This is a genomic window from Serratia sp. HMSC15F11 (assembly GCF_001808215.1).
In the GTDB taxonomy this organism is placed as follows: Bacteria; Pseudomonadota; Gammaproteobacteria; order Enterobacterales; family Enterobacteriaceae; genus Serratia; species Serratia nevei.
In genome coordinates this window covers 1-25245 of record NZ_KV792399.1, presented here as the reverse complement: position 1 = coordinate 25245, position 25245 = coordinate 1, and the positions used below count along the sequence as shown (strand labels likewise).

At 56.1% G+C, this 25245-nt stretch carries 25 protein-coding genes, 1 tRNA gene and 1 pseudogene; 17 read left to right on the top strand and 10 right to left on the bottom strand.

What is annotated here, in order from left to right; all coding sequences use genetic code 11:
* Nucleotides 1-270: 270 nt before the first annotated feature.
* Nucleotides 271-537 (top strand): annotated as a pseudogene (locus HMPREF3138_RS04085) (hydroxyacid dehydrogenase); the annotation flags it as partial.
* A gap of 128 nt (nucleotides 538-665) precedes the next feature.
* Here the strand turns inward: HMPREF3138_RS04085 and HMPREF3138_RS04080 are convergent.
* The 7 genes from HMPREF3138_RS04080 to gntA are packed head-to-tail and all read right to left on the bottom strand — an operon-like array spanning nucleotide 666 to nucleotide 5954.
* Nucleotides 666-1430 (bottom strand): MOSC domain-containing protein, encoded by a 765-nt coding sequence (locus HMPREF3138_RS04080; protein ID WP_071605343.1) that lies wholly within the window; start codon nucleotides 1428-1430, stop codon nucleotides 666-668.
* On the bottom strand, nucleotides 1427-2119 hold the full coding sequence (locus HMPREF3138_RS25090; protein WP_071605342.1) for a phenylalanine--tRNA ligase beta subunit-related protein: 693 nt from the start codon (nucleotides 2117-2119) through the stop codon (nucleotides 1427-1429). The genes HMPREF3138_RS04080 and HMPREF3138_RS25090 overlap by 4 nt, the downstream gene beginning before the upstream one ends.
* A gap of 1 nt (nucleotide 2120) precedes the next feature.
* Nucleotides 2121-2762 carry a LysE family translocator gene (locus HMPREF3138_RS25085; RefSeq protein WP_075204037.1) on the bottom strand — a complete coding sequence of 214 codons (642 nt, stop codon included), beginning with the start codon at nucleotides 2760-2762 and terminating at the stop codon, nucleotides 2121-2123.
* A gap of 2 nt (nucleotides 2763-2764) precedes the next feature.
* Complete coding sequence (locus HMPREF3138_RS04075) at nucleotides 2765-3439, bottom strand: 2Fe-2S iron-sulfur cluster-binding protein (protein ID WP_038875922.1); 675 nt, start codon at nucleotides 3437-3439, stop codon at nucleotides 2765-2767.
* A gap of 32 nt (nucleotides 3440-3471) precedes the next feature.
* Nucleotides 3472-4503, bottom strand: coding sequence for a hypothetical protein (locus HMPREF3138_RS04070; RefSeq protein ID WP_038875920.1), 1032 nt, complete (start codon nucleotides 4501-4503; stop codon nucleotides 3472-3474).
* Entirely contained in the window at nucleotides 4500-5255 is a 756-nt protein-coding gene (locus tag HMPREF3138_RS04065; RefSeq protein WP_038875918.1) for an SDR family NAD(P)-dependent oxidoreductase, read from the bottom strand. The genes HMPREF3138_RS04070 and HMPREF3138_RS04065 overlap by 4 nt, the downstream gene beginning before the upstream one ends.
* A gap of 12 nt (nucleotides 5256-5267) precedes the next feature.
* On the bottom strand, nucleotides 5268-5954 hold the full coding sequence (gene gntA / locus HMPREF3138_RS04060; RefSeq protein WP_038875916.1) for a guanitoxin biosynthesis heme-dependent pre-guanitoxin N-hydroxylase GntA: 687 nt from the start codon (nucleotides 5952-5954) through the stop codon (nucleotides 5268-5270).
* A 260-nt stretch (nucleotides 5955-6214) separates the two neighbouring features.
* On the opposite strand from gntA, the gene HMPREF3138_RS27445 reads away from it, so the two are divergent.
* The 5 genes from HMPREF3138_RS27445 to HMPREF3138_RS04040 all read left to right on the top strand — a co-directional run bounded on the left by HMPREF3138_RS27445 (nucleotide 6215) and on the right by HMPREF3138_RS04040 (nucleotide 9729).
* Nucleotides 6215-6403: a TA system toxin CbtA family protein gene (locus tag HMPREF3138_RS27445; protein WP_071605340.1), complete on the top strand. Its 189-nt coding sequence runs from the start codon at nucleotides 6215-6217 to the stop codon at nucleotides 6401-6403.
* 297 nt (nucleotides 6404-6700) lie between these two features.
* Nucleotides 6701-7213 carry an Mpo1 family 2-hydroxy fatty acid dioxygenase gene (locus HMPREF3138_RS04055; RefSeq protein ID WP_038875914.1) on the top strand — a complete coding sequence of 171 codons (513 nt, stop codon included), beginning with the start codon at nucleotides 6701-6703 and terminating at the stop codon, nucleotides 7211-7213.
* A 1-nt stretch (nucleotide 7214) separates the two neighbouring features.
* Entirely contained in the window at nucleotides 7215-7958 is a 744-nt protein-coding gene (locus HMPREF3138_RS04050; protein WP_223294925.1) for a nucleotidyltransferase domain-containing protein, read from the top strand.
* Between the two features lie 174 nt (nucleotides 7959-8132).
* The gene (locus HMPREF3138_RS04045) at nucleotides 8133-9299 is read left to right on the top strand and encodes an MFS transporter (protein WP_039568202.1); all 1167 of its coding nucleotides are present in this window, start codon (nucleotides 8133-8135) and stop codon (nucleotides 9297-9299) included.
* A 193-nt stretch (nucleotides 9300-9492) separates the two neighbouring features.
* Nucleotides 9493-9729 (top strand): DUF4282 domain-containing protein, encoded by a 237-nt coding sequence (locus HMPREF3138_RS04040; protein WP_019452598.1) that lies wholly within the window; start codon nucleotides 9493-9495, stop codon nucleotides 9727-9729.
* Between the two features lie 51 nt (nucleotides 9730-9780).
* Here the strand turns inward: HMPREF3138_RS04040 and HMPREF3138_RS04035 are convergent, their stop codons facing one another.
* The gene (locus HMPREF3138_RS04035) at nucleotides 9781-10530 is read right to left on the bottom strand and encodes an NAD-dependent epimerase/dehydratase family protein (RefSeq protein ID WP_038875909.1); all 750 of its coding nucleotides are present in this window, start codon (nucleotides 10528-10530) and stop codon (nucleotides 9781-9783) included.
* A gap of 93 nt (nucleotides 10531-10623) precedes the next feature.
* A complete protein-coding gene (locus HMPREF3138_RS04030; protein WP_038875907.1) occupies nucleotides 10624-11487 on the bottom strand; it encodes a LysR family transcriptional regulator in 864 nt (287 codons plus the stop codon).
* 114 nt (nucleotides 11488-11601) lie between these two features.
* Here HMPREF3138_RS04030 and HMPREF3138_RS04025 point away from each other — a divergent pair, with 114 nt between their 5' ends.
* The 4 genes from HMPREF3138_RS04025 to HMPREF3138_RS04010 all read left to right on the top strand — a co-directional run bounded on the left by HMPREF3138_RS04025 (nucleotide 11602) and on the right by HMPREF3138_RS04010 (nucleotide 17422).
* Nucleotides 11602-12360, top strand: coding sequence for an SDR family NAD(P)-dependent oxidoreductase (locus tag HMPREF3138_RS04025; protein ID WP_038875906.1), 759 nt, complete (start codon nucleotides 11602-11604; stop codon nucleotides 12358-12360).
* Between the two features lie 259 nt (nucleotides 12361-12619).
* Entirely contained in the window at nucleotides 12620-14482 is a 1863-nt protein-coding gene (gene bglF, locus HMPREF3138_RS04020; RefSeq protein WP_038875904.1) for a PTS beta-glucoside transporter subunit IIABC, read from the top strand.
* Nucleotides 14483-14496: 14 nt separating this feature from the next.
* Nucleotides 14497-15900, top strand: a complete 1404-nt coding sequence (locus HMPREF3138_RS04015; RefSeq protein ID WP_038875902.1) for a glycoside hydrolase family 1 protein — start codon at nucleotides 14497-14499, stop codon at nucleotides 15898-15900.
* A gap of 151 nt (nucleotides 15901-16051) precedes the next feature.
* Nucleotides 16052-17422, top strand: a complete 1371-nt coding sequence (locus HMPREF3138_RS04010; RefSeq protein WP_369803993.1) for a carbohydrate porin — start codon at nucleotides 16052-16054, stop codon at nucleotides 17420-17422.
* On the opposite strand, the gene HMPREF3138_RS04005 is transcribed toward HMPREF3138_RS04010, so the two are convergent.
* Entirely contained in the window at nucleotides 17423-17995 is a 573-nt protein-coding gene (locus tag HMPREF3138_RS04005; protein WP_038876057.1) for an HD domain-containing protein, read from the bottom strand. It abuts the gene before it with no gap.
* 391 nt (nucleotides 17996-18386) lie between these two features.
* Between HMPREF3138_RS04005 and HMPREF3138_RS04000 the strand changes: the two genes are divergently transcribed.
* From HMPREF3138_RS04000 to HMPREF3138_RS03970, 7 genes are all read left to right on the top strand, one after another.
* The gene (locus tag HMPREF3138_RS04000; protein WP_038875900.1) at nucleotides 18387-18851 is read left to right on the top strand and encodes a MarR family winged helix-turn-helix transcriptional regulator; all 465 of its coding nucleotides are present in this window, start codon (nucleotides 18387-18389) and stop codon (nucleotides 18849-18851) included.
* A gap of 160 nt (nucleotides 18852-19011) precedes the next feature.
* A complete protein-coding gene (locus HMPREF3138_RS03995; RefSeq protein ID WP_004934114.1) occupies nucleotides 19012-19437 on the top strand; it encodes an organic hydroperoxide resistance protein in 426 nt (141 codons plus the stop codon).
* A 225-nt stretch (nucleotides 19438-19662) separates the two neighbouring features.
* On the top strand, nucleotides 19663-21357 hold the full coding sequence (eptB, locus tag HMPREF3138_RS03990) for a kdo(2)-lipid A phosphoethanolamine 7''-transferase (RefSeq protein ID WP_038875898.1): 1695 nt from the start codon (nucleotides 19663-19665) through the stop codon (nucleotides 21355-21357).
* 119 nt (nucleotides 21358-21476) lie between these two features.
* Nucleotides 21477-22067, top strand: a complete 591-nt coding sequence (uhpA, locus tag HMPREF3138_RS03985; RefSeq protein WP_038875895.1) for a response regulator transcription factor UhpA — start codon at nucleotides 21477-21479, stop codon at nucleotides 22065-22067.
* Entirely contained in the window at nucleotides 22064-23608 is a 1545-nt protein-coding gene (gene uhpB / locus HMPREF3138_RS03980) for a signal transduction histidine-protein kinase/phosphatase UhpB (RefSeq protein WP_038875893.1), read from the top strand. The genes uhpA and uhpB overlap by 4 nt, the downstream gene beginning before the upstream one ends.
* Nucleotides 23609-23703: 95 nt before the next feature.
* Entirely contained in the window at nucleotides 23704-25035 is a 1332-nt protein-coding gene (locus HMPREF3138_RS03975) for an MFS transporter (protein ID WP_038875891.1), read from the top strand.
* Nucleotides 25036-25155: 120 nt separating this feature from the next.
* Nucleotides 25156-25232 (top strand) — tRNA-Pro (locus HMPREF3138_RS03970).
* Nucleotides 25233-25245 lie beyond the last annotated feature (13 nt).

Genomic DNA, 25245 nt, shown 5'->3' with positions numbered 1-25245 from the left:
GTGGGGGCATAATTGGGGGCATGTCAGAAAATCGAATAGAAAAATAATCAATAAATTCAATATAATTATCTATCAAATGCGATTCCTGTGATCTCCGCCAAATTATTGTTTCCCACACTTTCTTGAATTCAAAAAAATCCTATCCAAGCGAATCACCTCGCAGACATTTTTTTGAGAAAATAACCGTTGTTCGAGTAATGAGCTTCGATGAGCTTCTCTGGCATACTAAGCGAATTACAGCGTTGTAAGTCAGATTAAAGCGGAGGCGACATGGCAGACAAACACTTAACCCAATCACCGGCAGGTGAGTTTGTTATGTTTGCCAGCGATGATGGCGAAGTGCGCGTTGAATGTCGCTTTGAGCAAGAAACGCTGTGGCTGCCCCATGCGACCATCGCGAATCTTTATCAAGTGACTCCCCAGGCGATTACACAGCACATCAAAGCGATCTACGAAGAAGCGGAACTTGAACAAAACGCAACCTGTAAGTCTTACTTACAGGTTCAGCAGGAAGAAGCTCGCCTAGTGGGCTACAATTAATCTGATCGCGATTATTAAGCTCCTTAATTAAATAGCTAGTACCACCTCTATAGAATAGAAGATGCGCTGGGTTTGGTTTAGTGAACTAAAAAATAAAATTTTCAAATAGTTAATTAATGTCGGGTTTAATTAGTTTGTATTTCAATTATATCGTTGATACTAATGAAAAAATCTGAATCTGCGCGTACGTAAATTCCAAAAATAGCACCATCGAACTCATTCAACTCATCCAAAGTTTCCAAAATTTGCGAGTCAGAAACTGATAGTAGTTTGCGATGGAGTATAGATATCGCCTCGCAACGCTCAGTCATTTCAGTTACTCTAAATACATTGCCATTTATTATCACCTTTTTAATATCTTTCTCGTTAGGACATGGGAATTCAGAAACGATTATGTTTGGACGAAAAATAGCATGATCTATCTCATCTAAACCACAGGTTTTTTTTAATTTCTCGAGAGAATTCTGCGAAATAATATGTATCGGACCTGTATCCATGAAACAATGGGAGAAATCATTAATGTGCTTAATTTTCGCAAGTATCACATTGATTTTCAAATAGGTGCTTATAAATTCTGAAATGTTTCCTCGAAAAACTGTCACATCAACCTCCCTTGACCATATTTTTATGACTCCATCAAGAGGTGGTGGGGTGTCAAACTCACTGATTTTTCCCTCAATAGATACTGATAGCCTACCGTCAATTTCAGTGATTAAAATATCCGTTAGTAGAGGGGTGTCTCTTAATGTGATGAATTTATTGTTTTCAGAATCAAAAAGACAATAAATACGATCGCCAGTGATACCATTCATGCTCCCAGTACAAAAACCTGACGAGATTCCAGAACCGGACTTTAGTGGGTAATGTATTATTTTTGAAATGATACTCATGAATTTTTTCTCGTTGAATAGTAATACTCTTCGATAACTAAGTGGCCTGCATCAATATCGTATGATGCGTCTATTATGTTTCTTCGGATACGCAAACTAACGGCATAGAGCTCTGCAGGCTTAACAAGTTCATGACCGAGAATGACAAAAAGACAATCGGTCGTGATTTCTGATATTTTGAAGCAATCAGAATCAACATCTTTTGAGCCAACCCAAGCCATTACTTTATCATTTGCGGTGTAGATCAATTCACCGTAATTCACTTTTTTCTCACTGTTTTGGAAAAGAGGAATGATGCATTCATCATCTGAAGCTAACGTCACCTCTACCTTTGCTAAAGGATCTACTGAGAATAAGTCATGTCCGCCAATGCCAATACCGTAATGGAACGCCGCTTCGTTATATGCATCAATAACGTTATTGATAGAACGAAATCCACGTGAGGAAAAATTCTCCCTGAGTTTTTCTCCTGCTGTTTTTAAATTACATTTACCTGTGGTGTTTGCTATTATTTTTTTAAAGCCATCGTTAAAGCGTTGCAGGTCACCTGAAATATCTGTTGAGACGAGATCGTTGCAACGAGAAATGAACTCTATTTTGCTTGGAGAGCAGATGACTCCTCGCATAACAAGAAATAGGGCATGCGTAACGCCAGCTATTGAGGCCTCGTCGCTTATAGAGAAATACATATCACCCCCCCATAAAATTCTTATACAGCAACAAAATTCCTATAAGCAAAAGTGCTGCTCCAGATATATAATTCAGAATTACAGTCACACGTTGGTTTTTTTGTGACATTTTTGCTAGCATTCCTCCCGTCAATCCAGCGGTCAAATCGATAGGCAACGCTGTTGCCGGAACAATCAGGGAGATCAGTAAGGCTTCTAGAGGAGTATATCCACCTGATAAGATTAATCCTGGTAGGATAGAAAGATAGAAAAGAATAGTTTTTGGATTCAAGAACTCGACTGAAACAGCCTGAAAGTACAATTTGGATAATTTATTCCTTTTCCTATCCACACTAAGAGATTGGGGGCCTCCAGTATTCCTTGCCTCCTTTAATGCATCCCAGCCAAGATATAAAATATAGACGCCACCAATTAGTGCGACAGCATTGGCCACATGTGCGTTCTGAGCAACGATAGCTGTCACCCCTAGTCCGGCTAGAAGCGCATGGATTGAACTCCCAGAAGCAAGCCCCAGAGCAGATACAGCCCCTGCAGCCTTTCCTTCGCTGATACCTCTGGCACTGACAAACAGCAACGAGGGACCTGGACTTAAATTAAGTAAAAGTGCGGCTAATGCGAATGCGAGAATACTAGTATGTTCCATAATTATCCTATCACAAGTGATGTTAATGCTTTATAGTTGCAGGTCAGTACGTGTTGAGACTTAACCATATTATTTTCTTCATTTGAAGAAATAGCCATGCAGGCTCCTGACTGAATTTTTTTTCTGCATTTCATGCAAATGCCAGCTTTGCACATATGTTTCAGTTCAATATTATTCTCCAGAGCTGAATCCAGGATGGTATCCTCAGGTATAATCCCGAAAACGTCATCATTATGCTTTACTATGATATCTCGTGGTAAGTAGTTGATATAATAAGAGCTATTTTTATTGTATTCGGACTCTTTCAGCACAATTTCTGGGTAAATACTGTTCTTACTGAAAATACGCGTAATAGTTTCGAAAAGGTAGTTACCAATAATAATGAACCTCTCAAACTTGGTCAAATGGAATGACACTGATATGGCCATCAAGAGTCCATTATCACTCCATTCTTTTTCGATGTAATTTATGTCTCTGAGATAGCATGTCTCATAAAGGTTGACAAACTCTAAAGACAGGGTTTTAGTCCCTTTATCATCTTGAAAGTTAACTTCAAATATGGAGCATTCCTCACTATATCCATAAGGGTCATATCTCGAAACTTTCAGTGTCAATACTTCTGCAACATCGTCATCATGTCGAATAGCTCCCTTGATGAGCAGTGTTCTATTACTCATTATCTACTCCTCCGGGAGCATGAAATCATTATTTAGAAATAATTTTCAGCACTTCCCTGCCGACGAATATCCAGTGAGCAACAATGGAAACCACCTCCCACAGTCCTGCCATGGCGGAATGATGCGGGTATTACCTCTAATCCACAGCGGTCAAGGATCTCGGCTAATTTATGCTGGCTCCTCTCTACAATAATCGTCTTTTCATCGATAGAAAGAACGTTCATTGCGATCCAGACGGAGGCCCTAGCCCAGTCAAAAGAATAACCGATATCTTCGGGATCATTAAAGAGAATGAGTTCCCAATTTTTAAATTGGGCCGGGATATCTGCTGGAGTCATTCTCCCTGCATTAATTAATGCTAATCCAGGGCGTAGTAATTGCATAGTTGTTCCAACATGATCACTGCAAATTGACATTTGATGGAAGTTAAATTTATCGCCAAAGGTTCTTTCCAGCCACTCAAATCCGGCACGATTGCCGCTATTGCTGATGTTATAGAAAATATCTTTTCCGCAACGCATTATGTTGGCTGCATCGAACAGGGGATCATTCTCTGCCAGGTAAGGCGTTGCACCATCCCAAAGATAAGTATCATCAGTTAAAATTGGTTTTGGGGCTGAGAGCCATTTTTCACCTTTTGAAAAATACTCCCGAGTGATATTGCGGAAAGACTGGCTCTCGAAGTATCGATTCCGTGACGGCATAGGCACTTCGATCAATGTATCGCCAAGTACCAGCATGCAATCTCGAGGCATTAGAGCATGGGATTGTTGAGATGCCCAATGCGGAGTCTGGCAGACAACATCCAGGTTGATAGCTTCAGGTCGTCTTACTTTTACCCCATAACCTTCCAAAATGGACGTCAACTCCTGAAAGTCTTCTTCCATTTCGCTTTTTACGCGTTCGATAATTGGTGTTGGATTTTTTTGCTGAACAAAATCCTCCTGCAGATCAAAGAAATTTCTGGAGGAAATATCTAAATCTGGCAAGGTGAGATTTTTAGGGCTGCCCAGAATGATTTCTTCTAACCTGCCCCAATCGCTGTAGCTGTTAATGATATTCATTTTCCATCCTGTTTTTTTGTGAAACCCAAAGCGAAAGACTGACCTGTCGGCATGACTTCCAGAACGTTGATGTTGACATTGGCTGGTAATGAGAATGTCCAGAAAACGGTTTCAGCAATATTATCTGCGGTGAGATATGTTTTTTTTTCATACAGTGAATCCGCTTTTTCCACATCCCCTTTGAATCGAACGATGGCAAATTCAGTTTTAGATAAGCCCGGAGCGATGCAGGATGCTCTGATGTTAGTGCCTTCCAGATCGGTTTTTAGGTTGAGGGTAAAATTATGAACAAACGATTTAGTTGCACCGTATACATTGCTTCCGATATAAGGGTAATAAGCGGCTACTGAACCGATATTGATAATATGACCTTGGTTTTTTATCTTGAAAATCTCCAGCATACGTCTGGTGATATGTAAAAGGGCCAATATATTTGTGTTAACCATAGTCTCCCAGTCACTGATATCGTTATCTTGGGCTGGGCCAAATCCCAATGATAATCCTGCATTGTTTATCAGTGCTATAATGTTCTCGAACTCTTCCGGTATGTTATCAAGACATTCATCAACTGAATATTTATCGGTGATATCCATTGCTAGTGCGTGAACTTTTCTAGGAAAATCCATTGATAACTCCATCAATTTTTCCTTACGCCTCGCTATTGCAATGACATTATATCCTTCGGCAAGAAAGCGACGAGCAATGGCTTCGCCGAAGCCTGAGGATGCTCCAGTGACAATTATCGTTTCCATTTAAATCTCTTTTTAGAGGTTAATTTTCTTGCTAAAAGGACAGGACCAAACTTGCTGAGTCGCGTTCCCCGCATACTGCCTAGCTTCGCTTTGTTCACCAAAGTCACTTAAATTTGGATTTAGTGTCCCTTGAATTTTCATCTCTCGCCGTCGTATTTCCTTCTGCATCTTCTGGAATGCGCCGTCAACCTTAAGGTGTCTGAATTGACGATGGGCGTTGAACACGAGAGCTGGAAAGGGGGCTTGCCGGCTGATTCTGGAGGAGTAAGGGTGTAAGCCCACGATAAAGAAAGGTTCCCCGACCAGAGAAAAACCAAAATCTGGAGAGTATGGATCAGCGGAAGACTCCTTACTCCATTCATATCCAGCCTGAATATCAAGTTCATGCAGTCGAGTAAGGGTTGTCCAGACAAAGTCTTCAAATTCAGCTTCGGACTGTATGTCCCGATCGCTGAAGGTTAGAACAAAAGTGGCGTTAGTTTTGCTCAGCGTTTCACGAATACCGGCGAATTGTTGTAGAAAGCCATATGCATCTTCAAGGGTCACTTTATTGTCGAAGCAACAATCCCGATGAAGCAATGTTTTCAGGTAAGACGCGGTTTTCGCACCTATGCAACTAAACGAGTCGGATTCAACAAAAGCCATGAATTTTTCAAAAATTTTTGGACTATTTGTGACTGAAACATCATCCCTAGACATAACTCAATTCCGCATAATTTTTCAGAATATATGCATAAAATTAATTTCCATGATAGGGGGGTGTCAACAAGTTTTTATGTAAATATTTTGATTCCAAGACAGTGCTTTGGTTTATTGTGTTTTATTTCATGATGTTGTGTGATTATAAAATTTTTTATAGTGTTCATTTTTTGAGTAATTACATTAATTTAATAGTTAAATTATTAGCTAAGTCACTTTTATATATGCTTGGAGTGAATATGTATGCCATCTAAAGTGCGATGTTTGATACCGCCTTTCAGGGAGGAGAACACTCCATTCGGGAAACTATCAACGATTTGGTGGAAGAACACTGTCTGGTCCGCATCGATCGTAATCTTCGGCCTTGGATGGAGCATAGTGCTTACCTGTCTGCTGGTGACATTCTGCGAGCTTACAGGGCTATAGGATTGTCCCTACAAAAATCTTAAAGATAGGAGGGGAGAAAGGATACAGTTTGAGCAAATATACTCGTGTATAATTGGGTGTCCTGTACCGATAAGGTTGGGTTGTTTTTTGTACTTTCCACGTGAAGAAAAAGCATTTGGGGGTGCTTATGGGGGTTAATTAATTATCCATTTCAAATAACTCCTTTTATATCATATTAATAAGTCTCTTATGCGACTCCTGTGATCGCCAATCCCTGATCATTTTCCTATGCTGAACGATACGGCTATCTTTAATGCAATGAGCCGGCTCGGCCGTGCGCGCATCATTCGGAGGTCAACATGCGAAGTCTGGAAGATCAACTTGCCGCTTATGCCGCCTATCACCGCGATGCGCGCAATATCGCCACGCATTTTATCGGCATCCCGCTGATCGTCGTCAGCCTGCTGGCGCTGCTCTCCCGGCCGGCGTGGGGCGCTGGATGGCTGCCGTTTTCGCCGGCCGCCGCGGTGGTTATCGTCGCGGCCCTCTATTACCTGCGGCTGAGCCTGCGCCTTGGCGGCATGATGCTGGCGTTGCTGCTGCTGTGCCTCGTGTTCGGCGCCTGGGTGGCGTCGCTGTCGACGGCGGCGTGGCTGAGCGTCGGCATCGGCGGCTTCGTCATCGGCTGGCTGTTTCAGTTTGTCGGGCATTTCTGGGAGGGGAGAAAACCAGCGTTTATGGACGACGTGACGGGCCTTACCATCGGCCCGCTGTTCGTGCTGGCGGAAGCCTGCTTCCTGGCCGGCGGGCTGCGCGAACTGCAGCGGAACATCGAAATGCGCTCGGGCAAAGTGCGCAGTGGAAGGGCATGAGGTGGGCTTGATTCCTACGGTGACGGCGTTTCCGCTGCAGCAGGCTTTTATCCCGCTGCTGGAGGCGCTGACGTCGGGGCTACCGTGCCAATTCCCGGCGCTCATCCACAGCATATACCTCTACGGCAGCGTCGCGCGCGGCGAAGCCATTCCCGGCGTGTCCGATCTGGACATCACGCTGTTGCTCACCAAGCCGGCCGATAGCGAGGCGTTGCAGCGCCTTGAGGCGTGGCGGCAGGCTTTTCAGCTGGAGCAGCGGATCGTGAGCAAGGTCGACTTTGACATCGGCAGCGTCGAGGAGGCGTTGAACCCTGAGCATTGCCATTCCTGGGGATTTTGGCTGAAGCATCACTGCCGCTGCCTGTGGGGCGAAGACGTTTCCGCCGCTTTTCCGCTGTTTCGGCCCGATCGGCGCATCGCGCTGGCGGTCAATGCCGATTTACGGCCCGTGTTGGTGCGATATCGGGAGCAGCTACTGCTGCAGGCAAGCCCGGTGCCGGATGAGAAGCGCTTAAAGCGCGAAGCGGCCAGAAAGCTGATCCGCGCCACCAACATGCTGCGCGCCGAGGGCAGCGCATTCTGGCCGACAACGTTAACCGACTATGCCGAACAGCTGCTGGCGCGCTATCCGGCACAGCAGGCTGACATGACGTACTTGCTGGCTCATGCGGTTGGCGAGGCGAACGACGCTGCCTTTGCCGACCGGATGATGGATTTTCTTGCGTGGATGGAAGGGCAGCGGTAGGGCGGCTGCCACGCGTGATCACACCGGATTACGGATGCCCCCTCCCACCGCACTTTTAACAAATTTGCAAAAGTCTTTTAGCCTCCCGCCTGCTTATCTTTGTTGTGATCAATGTCATACTTTCGGCATCTTAACTGTTCCCGCGCTTCGGCAGCGGTAAACCGGAGTTGTTGCATGAAAGTGAATTATCCCTTGTTAGCGCTGGCGGTGGGGGCGTTCGGCATCGGCACCACCGAATTCTCTCCTATGGGCTTGCTGCCGACCATCGCCAAAGGGGTGGACGTCTCCATTCCGATGGCCGGCATGTTGATCAGCGCCTACGCCGTCGGCGTGATGGTCGGCGCGCCGCTGATGACGCTGCTGCTGTCGCACCGGGCGCGCAGAAGCGCGCTGATTTTCCTGATGGCGATCTTTACCCTGGGCAACGTGCTGTCGGCCATCGCGCCGGATTACACCACCCTGATGCTGTCGCGCATCATCACCAGCCTGAACCACGGCGCCTTCTTTGGCCTCGGATCGGTGGTGGCCGCCAGCGTGGTGCCGAAAGAGAAACAGGCCAGCGCCGTGGCGACCATGTTTATGGGGCTGACCATCGCCAATATCGGCGGGGTGCCCGCCGCAACCTGGCTGGGTGAAACCATCGGCTGGCGCATGTCGTTCCTGGCGACGGCCGGGCTGGGCGTGATCGCCATGCTGGGGCTGTGGTTCTCGTTGCCGAAAGGCAGCGCCGGCGCGCGCCCTGACGTGAAACGCGAGCTGTCGGTGCTGGTGCGGCCGCAGGTGCTGACCGCGCTGCTGACGACCGTGCTGGGGGCGGGCGCGATGTTCACGCTCTATACCTACATCTCGCCGGTATTGCAGCACATCACCGAGGCGACGCCGCTGTTCGTGACGGTGATGCTGGTGCTGATCGGCGTCGGTTTCTCCATCGGCAACTACCTCGGCGGCAAGTTCGCCGACCGTTCCGAGAGCGCGACGCTGAAGGGCTTCTTGCTGCTGTTGGTGGCCATCATGCTGCTGATCCCGCTGCTGGCGCGCAGTGACATCGGCGCAGCGGTGAGCATGGTGATTTGGGGCGCGGCGACCTTTGCCGTGGTGCCGCCGCTGCAGATGCGCGTGATGCGCGTGGCCAGCGAAGCACCGGGGCTGTCGTCTTCGGTCAACATCGGCGCTTTCAACCTGGGCAACGCGCTGGGCGCCGCCGCCGGTGGCGCGGTGGTCTCCGCCGGTCTGGGTTACAGCTTCGTGCCGGTGATGGGGGCGATTATCGCCGGGCTGGCGCTGCTGTTGGTGTTGTTCACCAGCCGCACCGCCGCAAAAGTCGTTTACGCCAACGGCTAAGCGACAGCGTGCGGCGGTTTTTTATCCGCCGCACGCCGTTAGCCGCATAAAACATAAACGCTTATCCTCTCCCGCCCCCATTTATCTGTTCGGCATCAACTCTTAGCCGCTATCATTATCTTTGTGTATAAGTGGCCGCCGCTCGGTGCGGCGCCTCTGGGATAATGAAAGACCTGCCTAAGGAAAGATCCACATGAGAAATATCTTCTTCTTCGACGCGATGCTGACGCCAAAAATCATCACCGCCGTTTACTGGCTGGCGCTGTTGGGCGTGTTGATCAGCGGCATCGGCATGATGTTCTACGGCGAGTTCTTCCGTGGCCTGTTCGGCATCATCGTCGGCGGTGTGTTCGTGCGCGTGGCGTTCGAGATGATCATCATTGCGTTTAAAAATAACGAATATCTGCGCAAGATCGCCGAAAAACCGTAATGCTGTCCCAACGCCGGGTGCCTCCCGGCGTTGTTTCCCTTTCCGCCCAAGCTATTCGAAGCCGAGCAGGCTGAACGCATCGTCCTGTGGGGCGTAACCCAGCAGGCGACGGGTCTCTTCCAGCGATAAACGCGTGTAGCGGTTATTGGAAACCCCGTGCACCACCGCATATTGCACCCCTTCGACACGAATGCAGCGCTCCAGCAGATCGGCGGCGTCGCGATGGCTGAGAAACGCGCTCATGTCGCGGGCGCTGAGCCGATCTCCCGGGCTCAGGCTGGTGAAGTTGGCGATGCGCACCGACAGGGCAGAAAGCCCTTCCTGATGGGCGAAGTAGGCGGCGATGCCTTCGCCGAAGGCTTTACTGGCGCCGTACAGGTTCTTCGGTTTCGGCGCGTCGTCCGGGCGGATTTGATAGTCGAGCGGGTAGCCTTCCACCGCCTGCGCGCTGCTGGCGAACACCACCCGGCGGCAGCCGGCGTCTTTCGCCGCGCGGAAGATATTGAAGGTGCCGAGAATGTTGTTGTCCATCAACGAGCCGCAGAAGTCGGCGTCGGGGGAGGGATCGGCCGCCAGATGCAACACGGTGTCGATATTGGCGCAGGCCGCGCGGCAGGCGTCGAGATCGGCGATGTTGAAGCTGATGACTTCGTCGCCGGGTTGCAGATCGTTCAGCAGACTGATGTCGCGTTCCGCCAGGCGCAGCGCGTAGCGATCGCCCATTGCCTGACGAAACGCCGTGGCTACCCGGCCGCCGGCGCCGGTGATCAGAATCCGTCCTACATCAGTACGCAACACCATGATGACTGCCATCCCTACTCTCGATTAAGTGTTGACCAGTAATAATCCCCCGCGTGACTTTTGTCCAGTATTTATATTAGTCATTCTGATGCTTTATGCCGGTAATGGGCACGTTTTGCCGAGCGTTTCGACCAGGAAATTCATCACCGCGCGCACGGCAGCGGTGCGCGCCAAATCGGGATACGTCACCAGCCAAAGCTCGCGCGTTGGCGCGGCATTGGCCGTGGGCAACGGGACCAGATCCGGATCGCCATCGGCGACGAAAGTCGGCAAAACGGCGGCACCCAGCCCTGAACGCGCCGCTTGTTGCAGTGAAAACAGATCGCTGGCCTGAAAGACCACCGGACGCCCCTGCAACAGCTGTTGCAGCCATTGCTGATGCGGCTGCTGTTGGTAGTGATGGTCATAGGCGAGAAAGCGGCGCGCCGCGTCGGGTAGTGCGGCGTGCTCCGGTGCGGCATACAGCGCGTAGCGCATCATGCCTATGCGCTGCGTCAGCAGCTCTGGCTGCTGCGGGCGCACCATGCGCACGGCGATGTCGGCTTCGCCGCGATCCAGCTCGGCGAGCGCCGATTCACCCGACAGCGTGACGACGATCTGTGGAAAAGCCTGGTTAAATGCGGCAATGCGCGGCGCGAGAATATGCGCGGCGATCGACGGCGGCGCACTGATGCGCACGCCGGCCTGGGGCGCTGCGCCGGCGCTGCGCGCATGGCGGGCAATAGCCTGGCTTTGCGCCTCGATCTCCGCCGCCAGCCCGGCAATCGCCTGTCCGTCCTGGGTCAACGGTGTGCTGCGCGGCAGTCGTACGATCAAACGCAGGCCGAGCGCCTGTTCCAGCGCCGCTACGCGTCGCCCGACGGTGGCGTGATCGCAACCCAGCTCCCGCGCTGCCGCCGACAACGAACCGGTGCGCGCCAGCGCCACGAAGTGTTTTAAATCCTGCCAGTCAAACATCGGTGAATTCCTGCACATTAATGATGCGATTTTCGGGAATATTCACACGAATAACGGCGTGATTCAATGTATGAACGTTTCCTCTTAAATTGAATTATTAAATTAATTTTTCTTATGAATTTGCAATTACAGCAACGCACGGCATTGGTCACGGGCGCCAGCGAAGGGATCGGTGCCGGCATGGTCAGGGTATTGGCCGCTCAAGGTGTCAAGGTAGTGGCCACCGCACGACGCGGTGACCGGCTGCAGGCCTTGGCGGATGAGGTGGAACGGCAAGGGGCGGCGCGTCCACAGGTGATCGTTGCCGATGTGACCGAGCCTGAGGCTCTCGCCCGTTTGGCGGCGCAGGCGCTGTGCCAGGTGGGGACAGTCGATATTCTGATCAACGCGGTCGGCGCGTTTCACCCCACGACGTTGAACGACAGCGATCGCAGCTGGGATGACGCTTTCGCTTTGAACTTCACGCCGGCCCGCAGATTGACTCAGGCGCTGTTGCCGGCCATGCAGGCGCAAGGCTGGGGCCGGATTATCAACATCAGCGGCTCGATGGAGCCGCGCAGCCTGAGCGCCGCCAGCGCCGCCAAGGGCGCATTGCATCTGTGGGCCAAAGGACTGGCCGGCGATGTGGCTGCGCAGGGGATTACCGTCAATACGTTACAGCCGGGGCGCATCAACAGTGAACAGATCCGCGAGCGCTTATACGCTTGCGATGAAGCACGCCAGGCGTTTATTGCGCAACATATCCCGATCGGCTACTTCGGCGAACCGGAAGACATGGCCTATCTGGCGGCGTTTCTTTGCTCCCCGCTCGCGCGATATATCACCGGCGCGGTGATCCCGGTAGATGGCGGCATGCATTATTTCGCGCATTGAGGTCGTTTTGCCCCCGCGATCACAGTTCGGCAATTTGCCGGCGCAAAGGCTTGCCCCGGCAAAATCCGCGGTGTTAACGTCATAACTCAACCGATTTAGGGTTGTTACTGCTACGGCAGGCAAAACCTAAACCTCGCGTTTCTGTTCCCCGATGGGGCAGAGGCCGCGAGGTTTAGTTTTTTTTTTCGCCGAATTCCGCCTCAGCGCCAGGCCAGTGCGGGGAGGGGAGAGGCAGAACGCGAAGTCTAAGGATAACCGTATGAAATATGACACATTAGCCAGTGAGATTTTGGCCGGCGTCGGTGGCCGCGACAATGTGAAAAGCCTGGTGCACTGCGCCACCCGCCTGCGTTTCAAGCTGCGTGACGACACTCGCGCCAACGCGGCAGCGCTGAAGAAAAACCCCGGCGTCATCATGGTGGTGGAGAGCGGCGGCCAGTTCCAGGTGGTGGTGGGCAACCACGTGGCGGAGGTGTTCGACGCGGTTAACCGCGTTGGCGGGTTGGCCGAGGGCGCGCCGAGCGACGACGCGGGCGGCAAAAAAGACAACCTGCTCAGCCGCTTTATCGATCTGGTGTCCGGCATTTTTACCCCGCTGCTCGGGGTGATGGCCGCTTCGGGGATCCTGAAAGGCTTCCTGGCGCTGAGCCTGGCCTGCGGCTGGCTGCTGGAGAGCGGCGGCGCCTTCAAAATGCTGTTCGCCGCCAGCGACTCGCTGTTCTACTTCTTCCCGATCATGCTCGGCTACACCGCCGGGAAAAAATTTGGCGGCAACCCCTTCGTCACCATGGCGATCGGCGGCGCGTTGACGCATCCGCTGATGATGGCGGCGTTCGACGCGGCGCAGCAGCCGGGGGCGGTGCGCGAATACTTCTTCGGCATTCCGCTGACCTTCATCAACTACAGTTCGTCGGTGATCCCGATCATCTTCGCGGCCTGGGTGTCCTGCCGCCTGGAGCCGCTGTTTAACCGGGTGATCCACAGCGCGCTGCGCAATTTCATCACGCCGCTGCTGTGCCTGGCGATCACCGTGCCGTTGACCTTCCTGCTGATCGGCCCGGCGGCGACCTGGCTCAGCCACCTGCTGGCCAACGGCTATCAGAGCATTTACGCCTTTAACCCGATCATCGCCGGCGCCTTTATGGGGGCGATGTGGCAGGTGTGCGTGATCTTCGGTCTGCATTGGGGATTGGTGCCGTTGATGATCAATAACCTGAGCGTGCTGGGGCGCGACACCATGGTGCCGCTGCTGCTGCCGGCGGTGATGGGGCAGGTCGGCGCCACGCTGGGCGTGATGCTGCGCACCCGCGATGCCAAGCTGCGGGCGCTGTCCGCTTCGGCCATCGGCGCCGGGATTTTCGGCATCACCGAACCGGCGGTATACGGCGTTACGCTGCCGAACAAACGCCCGTTCATCTTCGGCTGCATTGGCGGCGCGCTGGGCGGTGCGGTGATCGGCTACTTCCATACCTCGGTCTACTCGTTCGGCCTGGTGAGCGTATTCACCTTCGCGCAGATCATCCCCGGCGGCGGCATCGACGCCACGGTATGGGGCGCGATCGGCGGCACCCTGCTGTCGTTCGTGTTCGCCGCGCTGGCCAGCTACCTGTTCGGCGTCGCACCGGCGGAAGAGACGGCGCAGCCTGAAGCCGCCGCGCCGCTTAACCGCAAACAGGCCATCCTCAGCCCGATCGCCGGCGACATCGTGCCGCTGGATCAGGTGAACGACGCGACCTTTGCCAGCGGCCTGCTGGGGAAAGGGGTGGCGATTGCGCCGCAGCAGGGGCGCGTGGTGGCACCGGTGAGCGGCAGCGTGGCCTCACTGTTCAAAACCAAACACGCCATCGGCATCGAATCGGACGACGGCGCGGAGATTCTCATCCACGTCGGCATCGATACCGTGAAGCTGGACGGGGCGCATTTCACCGCCCACGTGCGGGAAGGCGAGCGGGTCGCCCCGGGCGATCTGCTGATCGAGTTCGACCAGGCGGCGATCCAGGCCGCCGGCTATGACACCACCACGCCGATCATCATCAGCAACAGCGATGACTACGTGGACGTGTTGACCAGCGGCCTGTCTCCGGTGCAGGAACAGGCGCCGCTGCTGACTTTATTACGCTAATTGAGGAGCAAGCGATGAACGGCAAGTTTCCGCAACATTTTCTGTGGGGCGGCGCGGTAGCGGCGAACCAGGTAGAAGGCGCGTATCAGGCCGACGGCAAGGGGCTGTCGACCTCCGATCTGCAGCCGCAGGGCATCTTCGGCGCCATTACGCCGCGCACGGCGGGCGACAGCGGCATCAAGGACGTGGCGATCGATTTCTATCACCGCTATCCGGAGGACATCGCGCTGTTCGCCGAAATGGGCTTCAAGTGTCTGCGCACCTCGATCGCCTGGACGCGCATTTTCCCGCAGGGCGACGAAGAGACGCCGAACGAAGCCGGGCTGGCGTTTTACGATCGGCTGTTCGATGAGATGGCGAAGTACGGCATTCAGCCGCTGATCACGTTGTCGCACTATGAGATGCCTTACGGCCTGGTGAAGCACTACGGCGGCTGGGGCGATCGGCGCACCATCGATTTCTTCGAGCGCTATGCGCGCACCGTGTTCGAACGCTACAAGCACAAGGTCAAACACTGGCTGACCTTCAACGAAATCAACATGTCGCTGCACGCGCCCTTCACCGGCGTCGGCCTGCCGCAGGAGAGCGACAAGAGCGCCATCTATCAGGCGATCCACCATCAGCTGGTGGCCAGCGCCAGAGCGGTGAAGGCCTGTCACGAGATCGTGCCGGAGGGCAAAATCGGCAACATGCTGCTGGGCGGCATTCTGTATCCGCTGAGCTGCAAGCCGGAAGATCTGCTGGAAACCCAGCGGCAAAACCGCGACTGGCTGTTTTTCGGCGACGTGCAGGCGCGCGGCTATTACCCGGCCTACATGCAGCGCTTCTTCCGTGAAAACGGCATTCAGGTGGCGATCACCGAGGAAGATCGGCAAACGCTGCGCGAAACCATCGATTTCATCTCGTTCAGCTATTACATGAGTGGCTGCGTCACTGCCGACCCGGCGCAGTACGAGACGGCGCGCGGCAACATTCTCGATATGGTGCCGAATCCGCATCTGGCCAGCTCGGAGTGGGGATGGCAAATCGACCCGATCGGGCTGCGCTACCTGCTCAACGTGCTGTACGACCGCTATCAGAAGCCGCTGTTCATCGTCGAGAACGGGCTGGGTGCCAAAGACCGCGTCGAGGCTGACGGCAGCATCCACGACGACTACCGCATCAACTACCTCAATGACCACCTGGTGCAGGTGGCGGAAGCGATCGACGACGGCGTCGAGGTGATGGGCTACACCAGCTGGGGGCCGATCGATCTGGTCAGCGCCTCGAAGGCCGAAATGTCGAAGCGCTACGGCTTCATTCACGTCGACAGGGACGATGCCGGCAACGGCAGCCTCGAGCGCCGCCGCAAGAAGAGTTTCTACTGGTATCGCGATGTGATCCACAGCAACGGCGCCAGCCTGAAAGACCGGCGCTAGCCTCTAAGCCCGGCGGCAAGCGCCGGGCGTTAACCTAACGTTATTCGCTGCTGTTCATGATGGGAAATTCTCTCCCAGGGAATGCTGTTGCCCGCAGTCAGCCGTTATGCGGAGAAATATAATAATGATGAAAAGCTTATTACCTCGTTCCATGACCCTGGCGGCGCTGGCGCTGCTTTGTAGCCAGGCGCAGGCGGAAACGCTGCAAACCGGCAAGGACGTCGAAGCCCCCACCGCCAAATGGGAAGGGGTGGCGCTCGGCTTTGAGCCGCCGCAGCCCGGGCTGTTGGGGGATATGCTGGGGATCAGGCCGATCCTGGAGGATCACGGCTTCCACTATAACCTCGGCTACCTCAGCCAGCTGTCGTATAACGCCGGCGGCGGTTACAACCACGATAAACAGGCGTCGTACATCGACCAATTCTCGTTGACCTTCAGCCAGGATTTGCAGGCGCTGACCGGCATTCCGGACGCGGCGATCGAAGGCAATATCGTCAACCGCAACCATGACAATAACCTGACCCGCGATCGCTTGCAGGATCCGCGCGTCGGCCTGACCGATCTGTCGCAGGAGAGCTTTGGCGGGCAGTCGATTACCCGCCTGGGCTGGCTGACCTTCAGCCGTTCCTTCCTCGACCGCCGGCTGCAGTGGCGCATCGGCATGATGAACAAGGTGCAGGATTTCGATCAGATCATCCCCTGCGATTTTCAGACGCTGACGCTGTGCGGCGGCAAGTCCGCCAACTCGTTGACCTGGTACAACTGGAACGTGCATTACTGGGGCACCACGCTGCAATACAAGCTGACTGACGGCCTGACGCTCAAGGGCGGCGTGATGGAGCAGAATCCGAGCGCCCCCAGCCGCAGCCACGCCTGGAGCTGGTCCACCAAGGGCAGCAAAGGCTTCCTGTTGCCGATGGAGCTGGAGCTGAAAACCCACGCCGTCAACCAGCTGCCGGGAGTGTATAACCTGGGCGTGCTGTTCACCAACGCGCGCCAGAGCGATCTCTATGAAGGGGTGTCCGGCGGGCCGGGCGCCAGCGATCCGCAGGGCTATCGCAGCCACGATCGCACCTGGTTCCTGTATACCGGTTTCAACCAGCAGGTGACGCGCCATGCGGATGACGTCAACCGTGGCCTGAGCGTGTTTTACAGCCTGGGGCTGGGAGATCAGCGCAGCAACTACCTGCACTGGTCTACCTCGACCGGCATCCGTTACCGCGGGCTGTTCGATGCCCGGCCGGACGACTGGCTGGGGCTCGGTGTCTCGGTGGTGAAGCTGAGCGACCGCTACAAAGACAATCAGCGTTATCTCAACCAGATGAGCGGCATCAGCGATTATCACGATCCGAACTACCGGCCGGTGCCGGGCCACTCGGTGACGGCGGAGCTGTATTACCGTGTTAACGTCACGCCGTGGCTGCAGCTGCAGCCGGGCCTGCAGTACTGGCATCACCCGGCGGGCGTCAGCGAGACGCAGGACGCCTGGGTGACGGCGTTGAAAACGGTGGTGACCTTCTGATCAGGCCGCGTCGCTCTCGCGGTAGCGCCGGCGGGCGTGTTCGAACCAGCTGGCGGGCACGTTGTGCGGTGGCTGCTGCAACCTGTGTAGCCCCTGTTCAACGATATGGCTGGCCTGGCGCCACAGCGTCGGGTCGCCTTCGGTCAGCACCTCCAGCAGGCGCTGTTTCTCGATCAGGTAGGTCTGGGCGAAGTGGCTATCGTGGTCCAGCAGCGAGCGGGTGTTGTCGATAAGATCCGCCAGCTTAATGGTTTTGGCCTGCGGCGACGCGGCGGCGCTGTGGCGTCGATCGCGGTTTTTGCGCTCGAAGCGGTTGCCGTCCTCGGCGTGGCTGACGTTGGTTAGCATCCGCACCAGCTCTGCCACCTTCGGCCCGAAATGGCTGTCGATATCGCCGAGGGTGGTGGGCGTGTCTTCCACCGTATCATGCAGCCAGGCGGCCGCCAGCATCTCTTCGGTGTGCGGTACGCTGCGCACCAACTCCATCACCGCCTGCGGGTGGACGATGTACGGATTGGTAGGCCGCGTCCCACCATTGACCGTGACGCCGTCGCAGACCAAAAAGCCCGTAATCAAGGCGGAGGGTGCAGGACATAGCGGGCCTACGTACAAGCCCGACAACGCGGAGTACGGGCTTTTGGGGCGCGACCCGAAGGGCTGGGGCCATTTGGACGCGCATCGGTGTTGCAAGTCGCTTATTTGGCCTGCCAAACCTCACGACTCGCGCCTTGCTGCGCGCCCAAATGACCGCCAGCGGCGTTCACGTGCAATGGTGGGGCACGGCCTTGAGTATTTGCGGCGCTGATCGATGGCCGCATGCGCCTTGGTGGCGTAGCGGCGCGCGCGTTCTGCAAGCGTGTTCGTCATTTCCTTTCCCTCCGAGCATCCTCTGCATGAAAAAAAGGTAGCATACCTCACAAGAAATAGCTTGCGATTACATCGTGCGCTATTTATATTCACACACATGAAAAGCACCGAGACCGAACAATCCAAGGCGAAGAACCTGCTGCAGCTCGATCAGCAGCTCTGTTTCGCGCTGTACTCCGCCAATCTGGCGTTGCACAAAGTTTATCGCAAGCTGTTGAGTCAGCTCGAACTCACCTACCCGCAATACCTGGTGATGATGGTGCTGTGGGAGCGCGATCGGGTGACGGTATCGGATATCGGCGAGCGGCTGTTCCTCGATTCCGCCACGCTGACGCCGCTGCTGAAGCGGCTGGAAACCGCCGGTTTGCTGGTGCGTTATCGCGCCACCACCGACGAGCGGCAGGTGATCATCGCCCTGACCGAAGCCGGCCGCGCGCTGCGCGAGCGGGCGCAATCGGTGCCCGAGGCGGTGATGTGCGCCACTGACTGCAGCCTGGACGAGATCGTCTCGCTCAAACAGCAGCTGGAAAAGCTGCGCGGCAGCCTGATCGATCAGATTTGACCCGCCGCCGCCGAACGCAAGAACGGCGCGGGTGGTCTACACTGGTTACTAAGTGTCAAAAATAAATAGTGCACGATTTAATCGCAAAAGATAAATATGTGACCGGCTTTATCTCGTGGAAGCCGTAGTCATCTCGCCAACCAGCAAGAAGGAATGAACGATGTCTATTGAGAAAGTGGTTTACCGCGCGCACGCCACCGCAACCGGCGGCCGCGACGGCCGTGCGACCTCCTCCGACGGCGTGTTGGACGTGAAACTGGGCGTGCCGAAAGAGATGGGCGGCGCCGGCGGCGAAGTCACCAACCCTGAGCAGCTGTTCGCCGCCGGTTACTCGGCCTGCTTCCTCGGCGCGTTGAAGTTTGTCGCGGCGAAGGAAAAGGTCAAAATCCCGGCCGAAGCCAAGATCGACGGCACCGTCGGCATCGGTGAGATCCCGAACGGCTTCGGCATCGAAGTGCAGCTGGATATCTCGCTGCCGGGCATCGAGCGCAGCGTGGCGGAAGATCTGGTGAAAAAGGCGCACGTGGTGTGCCCATACTCCAACGCTACCCGTGGAAATATCGATGTGACTCTGAACGTTAAGTAAGATTTTTGCCGAAATCTGGAAAAAATGGAGGGTTTATCCCTCCATTTTCTTGCGTACCCTGCCTGAAAATCGTTCAAAAAAACGGTAAATTTTGTCCGTTTTGTGAGAATTCTCTTGCTTATTACCCGCAAAATAACGCTTATTGCCGGTTGGCTGAACCAGAAGCCGCAATCAGTGTCTGACTGAGTCAGAACCGCTACACCGTCCCCGGAGCCACCGCGTTACATGAACAAAGTTAAATCGCTATCACAGCAGAATTTATCGTTATTGTTAGCGATCTATATCGGCATATTTCTAAACCTGTCCGTTTTCTATCGCCGTTTTGATTCGCTGGCGCACGGCCTTCAGGGAATTAAGCTTATTTCGGCGGTGACGGAAGTCATCGCTATCGTCCTGTTTACGTTTTTCATCATGCGGCTGGTATCGCTCGGCGGCCGGCTGTTTTATCGCATCGTCGCCTCGCTGCTGGTGTTGATTTCGGTGGCCGCCAGCTACTACATGACGTTTTTCAACGTGGTGATCGGCTACGGCATCGTGGTGTCGGTGATGACCACCGACACCGATCTGTCGAAAGAGGTGGTTGGTCTGCACTTCGTGCTGTGGATGGTGGCGCTCAGCGCCTTGCCGCTGCTGCTGATCTGGAAAAACAGCCTGCGTTACACCCTGATCGAACAGCTGAAAACCCCCGGTCATCGCATCAAACCGCTGCTGGTCTTGCTGGCGGTGGTGGCGCTGGTCTGGCTGCCGCTGCGTATGCTGGACGACGAGCAAAGCGTGCAAGAGAAGCTCGCCAACATCGATCTGCCGAGCTACGGCGGCGTGGTGGCGCACTCGTACCTGCCGTCTAACTGGCTGTCGGCGCTGGGGCTGTTCGCCTATACCCGCTATGACGAAAGTCAGGATCAGAGCACGCTGTTCGATCCGGGCAAACACTTCACCTATGTGCCGCCGGCGGACATCGACGATACCTACGTGGTGTTCATCATCGGCGAGACCACGCGCTGGGATCACATGGGCATGCTGGGCTACGAGCGCGATACTACGCCGCGCCTGTCGAAAGAGAAGAATCTGGTGGCGTTCCGCGGCGAGTCTTGCGACACCGCCACCAAGCTGTCGCTGCGCTGCATGTTCGTGCGCGAAGACGGCACCGAGGACAACCCGCAGCGCACGCTGAAAGAGCAAAACGTGTTCGCGGTGATGAAGGAACTGGGCTTCTCTTCCGAGCTGTTCGCCATGCAGAGTGAGGTGTGGTTCTACAACAACACCGAAGTGGACAACTATGCGTTCCGCGAGATGATCGCGTCCGAGAAGCGCAACGACGGCAAGGCGGTCGACGATATGCTGCTGGTGGACGAAATGAAGGAGTCGCTGGCGCGTTATCCGAAGGGTAAACACCTGGTGATCCTGCATACCAAAGGCTCGCACTACCTGTACTCGCAGCGTTATCCGCGCAGCTATGCGCGCTATCAGCCGGAGTGCATGGGGGTGGATGACTCCTGCACCAAGGCGCAGCTGATCAACGCCTTCGACAATACGGTGCTGTATACCGACAGCTTTATCAGTAACGTGATCGACCAGGTGCGGGACAAGAAGGCCATCGTGTTCTATGCCGCCGATCACGGCGAGTCGATCGGCGAGAATACGCACCTGCACGGCACGCCGCGCGAAATGGCGCCGCCGGAGCAATTCCGCGTGCCGATGATGGTGTGGGCGTCGGACAAGTTCCTCGAGAACCCGCAGCACCTCAGCGCCTTTGAGCAACTGCAGGCGCAGCAACGCATCGGCAGAACGCACCGTCACGTCGAGCTGTTCGACACCGTCCTCGGTTGCCTCGGTTACACCTCGCCGAACGGTGGCATCGTGGATAAAAACAACTGGTGCCATCTCCCGCAGAATAAAACGGCGCCTGCCAGCCTGTAATCCCTCCCGCCGGGAGCCTTGCGCACCCGGTAATTTCCGCCAATACATTCTCTTCATCAATTATTCCGGTGTGTGCATACGGTATACTTGCGCACTTCCCCTTCTAACCGGAGATTTCCATGACCCTGCGCGTGGCGTTTATCGACGATCATGACATTGTGCGTTCGGGCTTTGTGCAGCTGCTGTCGCTGGAGGCCGATATTCAGGTGGTGGGCGAGTTCAGCAGCGCGGCGCAGGCGCGCGCCGGCCTGCCGGGGCTGGAGGCGGAAATCTGCATTTGTGACATTTCGATGCCCGACGGCAGCGGGTTGGATCTGCTGGCGGACATTCCCTCCGGCATCCGCGTGGTGATGCTGTCGATGCACGACAACCCGGCGCTGGTGGAAATGGCGCTGGATCGCGGCGCCAGCGGCTTCCTCTCCAAGCGCTGCAAGCCGGAAGATCTGATCACCGCGGTGCGCACCGTCGCCGGCGGCGGCGTCTACCTGATGCCGGAAATCGCCCAGCAGCTGGCGCGGGTGAGGGTCGATCCGTTGACCCGCCGCGAGCGCGAAATCGCGCTATTGCTGGCGCAGGGCCAGGAGGTGCGCGAGATCGCCGCCGCCTTGGGGCTGTCGCCGAAGACGGTGCATGTGCATCGCGCCAATCTGTTCGCCAAGCTGGGTATCAACAATAACGTCGAGCTGGCCAGACGGATGCTGAACCTGTGACGCAGCGCCTGATCACCCAGCTGGCGCTGTTTTTCATCTACGCCGCCAGCGCGTTTTGCCTGTGGGGGATCGGCACCGCGCTGATCGACCCGCCCTGGCAGGCGCTGCTGCTGTTCCCGTTCGGCCTGCGCATGGGCATTTTGCTGCAGAGCCCGTACCGTTTCTGGCCGGGGATCCTGCTGGCTGATCTGCTGCTGATGGCGCTGCTGGCGGACCAGTTCGGTTACGGCCCGGCGCTGTGGGCGTCGGTGGCGGTGCTGGTGTTGACGGTGCTGCTCAGCCTGCTGGCCTCGCCGTGGCTGTTGCGCCATCAGCAGAGCGACAGCGAATGGCGGTGGCCGCTGTTGCAGGGCGCGGTGGTGGCCGCCGCCGCCTTGCTGCAGGCGCTGGTATGGCAGCTGGTGAGTGGCGAAGGCGCCCGCGCGCTGCTGCTCGGCCTGACCGGCGGTTTCACCATCGCGCCGACCTGCCTGCTGTTGTGGCACTATTTGGCGCGCCAAATCTGGGTGCCGCTGGAGCCGGGGCTGATCCACAAGCCGGTGGAGCTGCGCCTCGGCCACCTGGCCAGCTATCTGCTGCTGTTTGCGTTCAGCATCTGGCTGCAGCAGCAGGTGAACGCCGCCGAGCTGCGCCGTTTCGCGCCGTTCTGCCTGGCCATTCCTATCGTATTCATGTCTTACCGCTACGGCTGGCAGGGTGCGCTGTTGGCGACGCTGCTCAACGGCGTGGCGCTGATGGTCAACGAGCCGCCGCAGCCGGAGTCGCACCGCGATCTGCTGCTGTCGCTGCTGGCCCAAAGCCTGACCGGGTTGCTGTTGGGGGCCGGCATTCAGCGCCAGCGCGAGCTGAATCAGCAGCTGCGGCTGCGGCTGTCGGAGAACCGCCAGCTGGCGCGGGCGCTGGTGACGGCGGAGGAGCAAACCCGGCGCGAGGTGGCGCGCGAGCTGCACGATGAAGTGGGGCAGACCATCACCGTGATCCGCACCCAGGCCAGCATCGTCAAGCGCCTGGCGCCGGAACCGGCGGTGATCGGCTGCGCCGACACCATCGATGCGTTGGCGCTGCGGGTCTACGACGGGGTGCACGACGTGCTGACCCAGCTGTGGCCGGCGGCGCTGAACAACCTGCCGCTGTCGGCGGCGGTGGCGGCGATGCTGCGGGAGTCGCTGCCGCAGGACGCGTCGCTGGTGAGCAGCCTGCAGTGGCAGGTGCCGGACGAGCTGCTGGATGAAACGCTGAAAATCACGCTGTACCGGGTATGTCAGGAAGGGGTGACCAATGTGTGCCGCCACGCCGGTGCCAGCCGCCTGGAGCTGGACGCGCGCCTGCAGCCGCGCAAAGGCGCCGCGCCGCTGATCGCCCTGACCATCCGCGACAACGGCGTGGGTTTCGATGCGGAAAACCACCAGCCGGGGTATGGCCTGCGCGGCATGCAGGAGCGCATCAGCGCTCTCGGCGGCAGCCTGCGGTTCACCGCTGAACGGGGCGCCTGTTTGAGTGTGATCTTACCCACAGTTTCACCGGCGCAAGCGCAAAACTAGGAAAAACTCCTAGCCGCGTCGGGAATCCGGCGTAATCCTCCCGCGCGCGCGAGGAGCATCATAGCGGCACTTTATTCAATCCTCTGAGGTTCCACATGTGGTCTTTCCTTAAAAGCCGCTCGGACGCGCCGCAGGTCACCGATCAACGGCAGATCGATGCCAGCTACAAATACTGGCGCATCCAGCTGATGTGCACCATGTACATCGGCTACGCCGCGTTTTACTTCACGCGCAAAAGCTTCAACTTCATCATGCCGGCGATGCTGAGCGATCTGGGCCTGACGATGTCCGATGTCGGCATCCTCGGCACGCTGTTCTATATCACCTACGGCTGCTCGAAATTCATTTCCGGCATGATCAGCGATCGCTCCAACCCGCGTTACTTTATGGGGCTGGGCCTGATCATGACCGGGGTGCTGAATATCTTCTTCGGCCTCAGTTCGTCGCTGCTGATGCTGGGCACGCTGTGGATCCTCAACGCCTTCTTCCAGGGCTGGGGCTGGCCGCCGTGCTCCAAAATCCTCACCAGCTGGTATTCGCGCTCCGAGCGCGGCAGCTGGTGGGCGATCTGGAACACCTCGCACAACGTCGGCGGCGCGCTGATCCCGCTGCTGGTGGGCTTTATCTCGCTGCACTTCAGTTGGCGTTACGGCATGATCATTCCCGGCATCATCGGCGTGGTGCTCGGCCTGCTGATGTGCTGGCGCCTGCGCGACAAGCCATCCACCCTGGGGCTGCCGAGCGTCGGCAAATGGCGTAACGACGCCATGGAGCTGGTGCAGGAATCGGAAGGCCAGGGGCTGAGCAACCGCGAGATCATCAAACGCTACGTGCTGACCAACAAGTACATCTGGCTGTTGGCGGTCTCTTACGTGCTGGTGTACATCGTGCGCACCGCGATCAACGACTGGGGCAACCTCTACCTGACGCAGGAAAAGGGCTATTCGCTGATGACCGCCAACTCGGCCATTTCGCTGTTTGAAGTGGGCGGCTTTATCGGTTCGCTGGTGGCCGGTTGGGGCTCCGACAAGTTGTTCCGCGGCAACCGCGGCCCGATGAACCTGATCTTCGCCATCGGTATCTTCCTGTCGGTGGCGGCGCTGTGGCTGATGCCAGGCGTGACCTACCTGCTGCAGGCCTGCTGCTTCTTCGCCATCGGCTTCTTCATCTTCGGCCCGCAGATGCTGATCGGCATGGCGGCGGCGGAGTGCTCGCACAAGGATGCGGCGGGCGCGGCGACCGGTTTCGTCGGCCTGTTCGCCTACCTGGGCGCGGCGCTGTCCGGCTACCCGATTGCGCGGGTGATGGAGATCTGGCACTGGAACGGCTTCTTCGTGGTGATTTCCATCGCCGCCTGCCTGTCGGCGCTGTTCCTGCTGCCGTTCCTGCGTGCGCAGACGCCGGCGCTGAAAACCGCTAACGCCTGAGTGAAATACGCTGCGCAACCCCCGGCGCAGCGCATTATGGCGCTTTTATCACCACTTGAAATGCAGGGGCAAAAAAGTGATTGACGCCTATAACCGCCAGCAGTAAGATGCGCCCCGCATCGGCGAGTAGCGCAGCTTGGTAGCGCAACTGGTTTGGGACCAGTGGGTCGGAGGTTCGAATCCTCTCTCGCCGACCACATTCGAAAAACC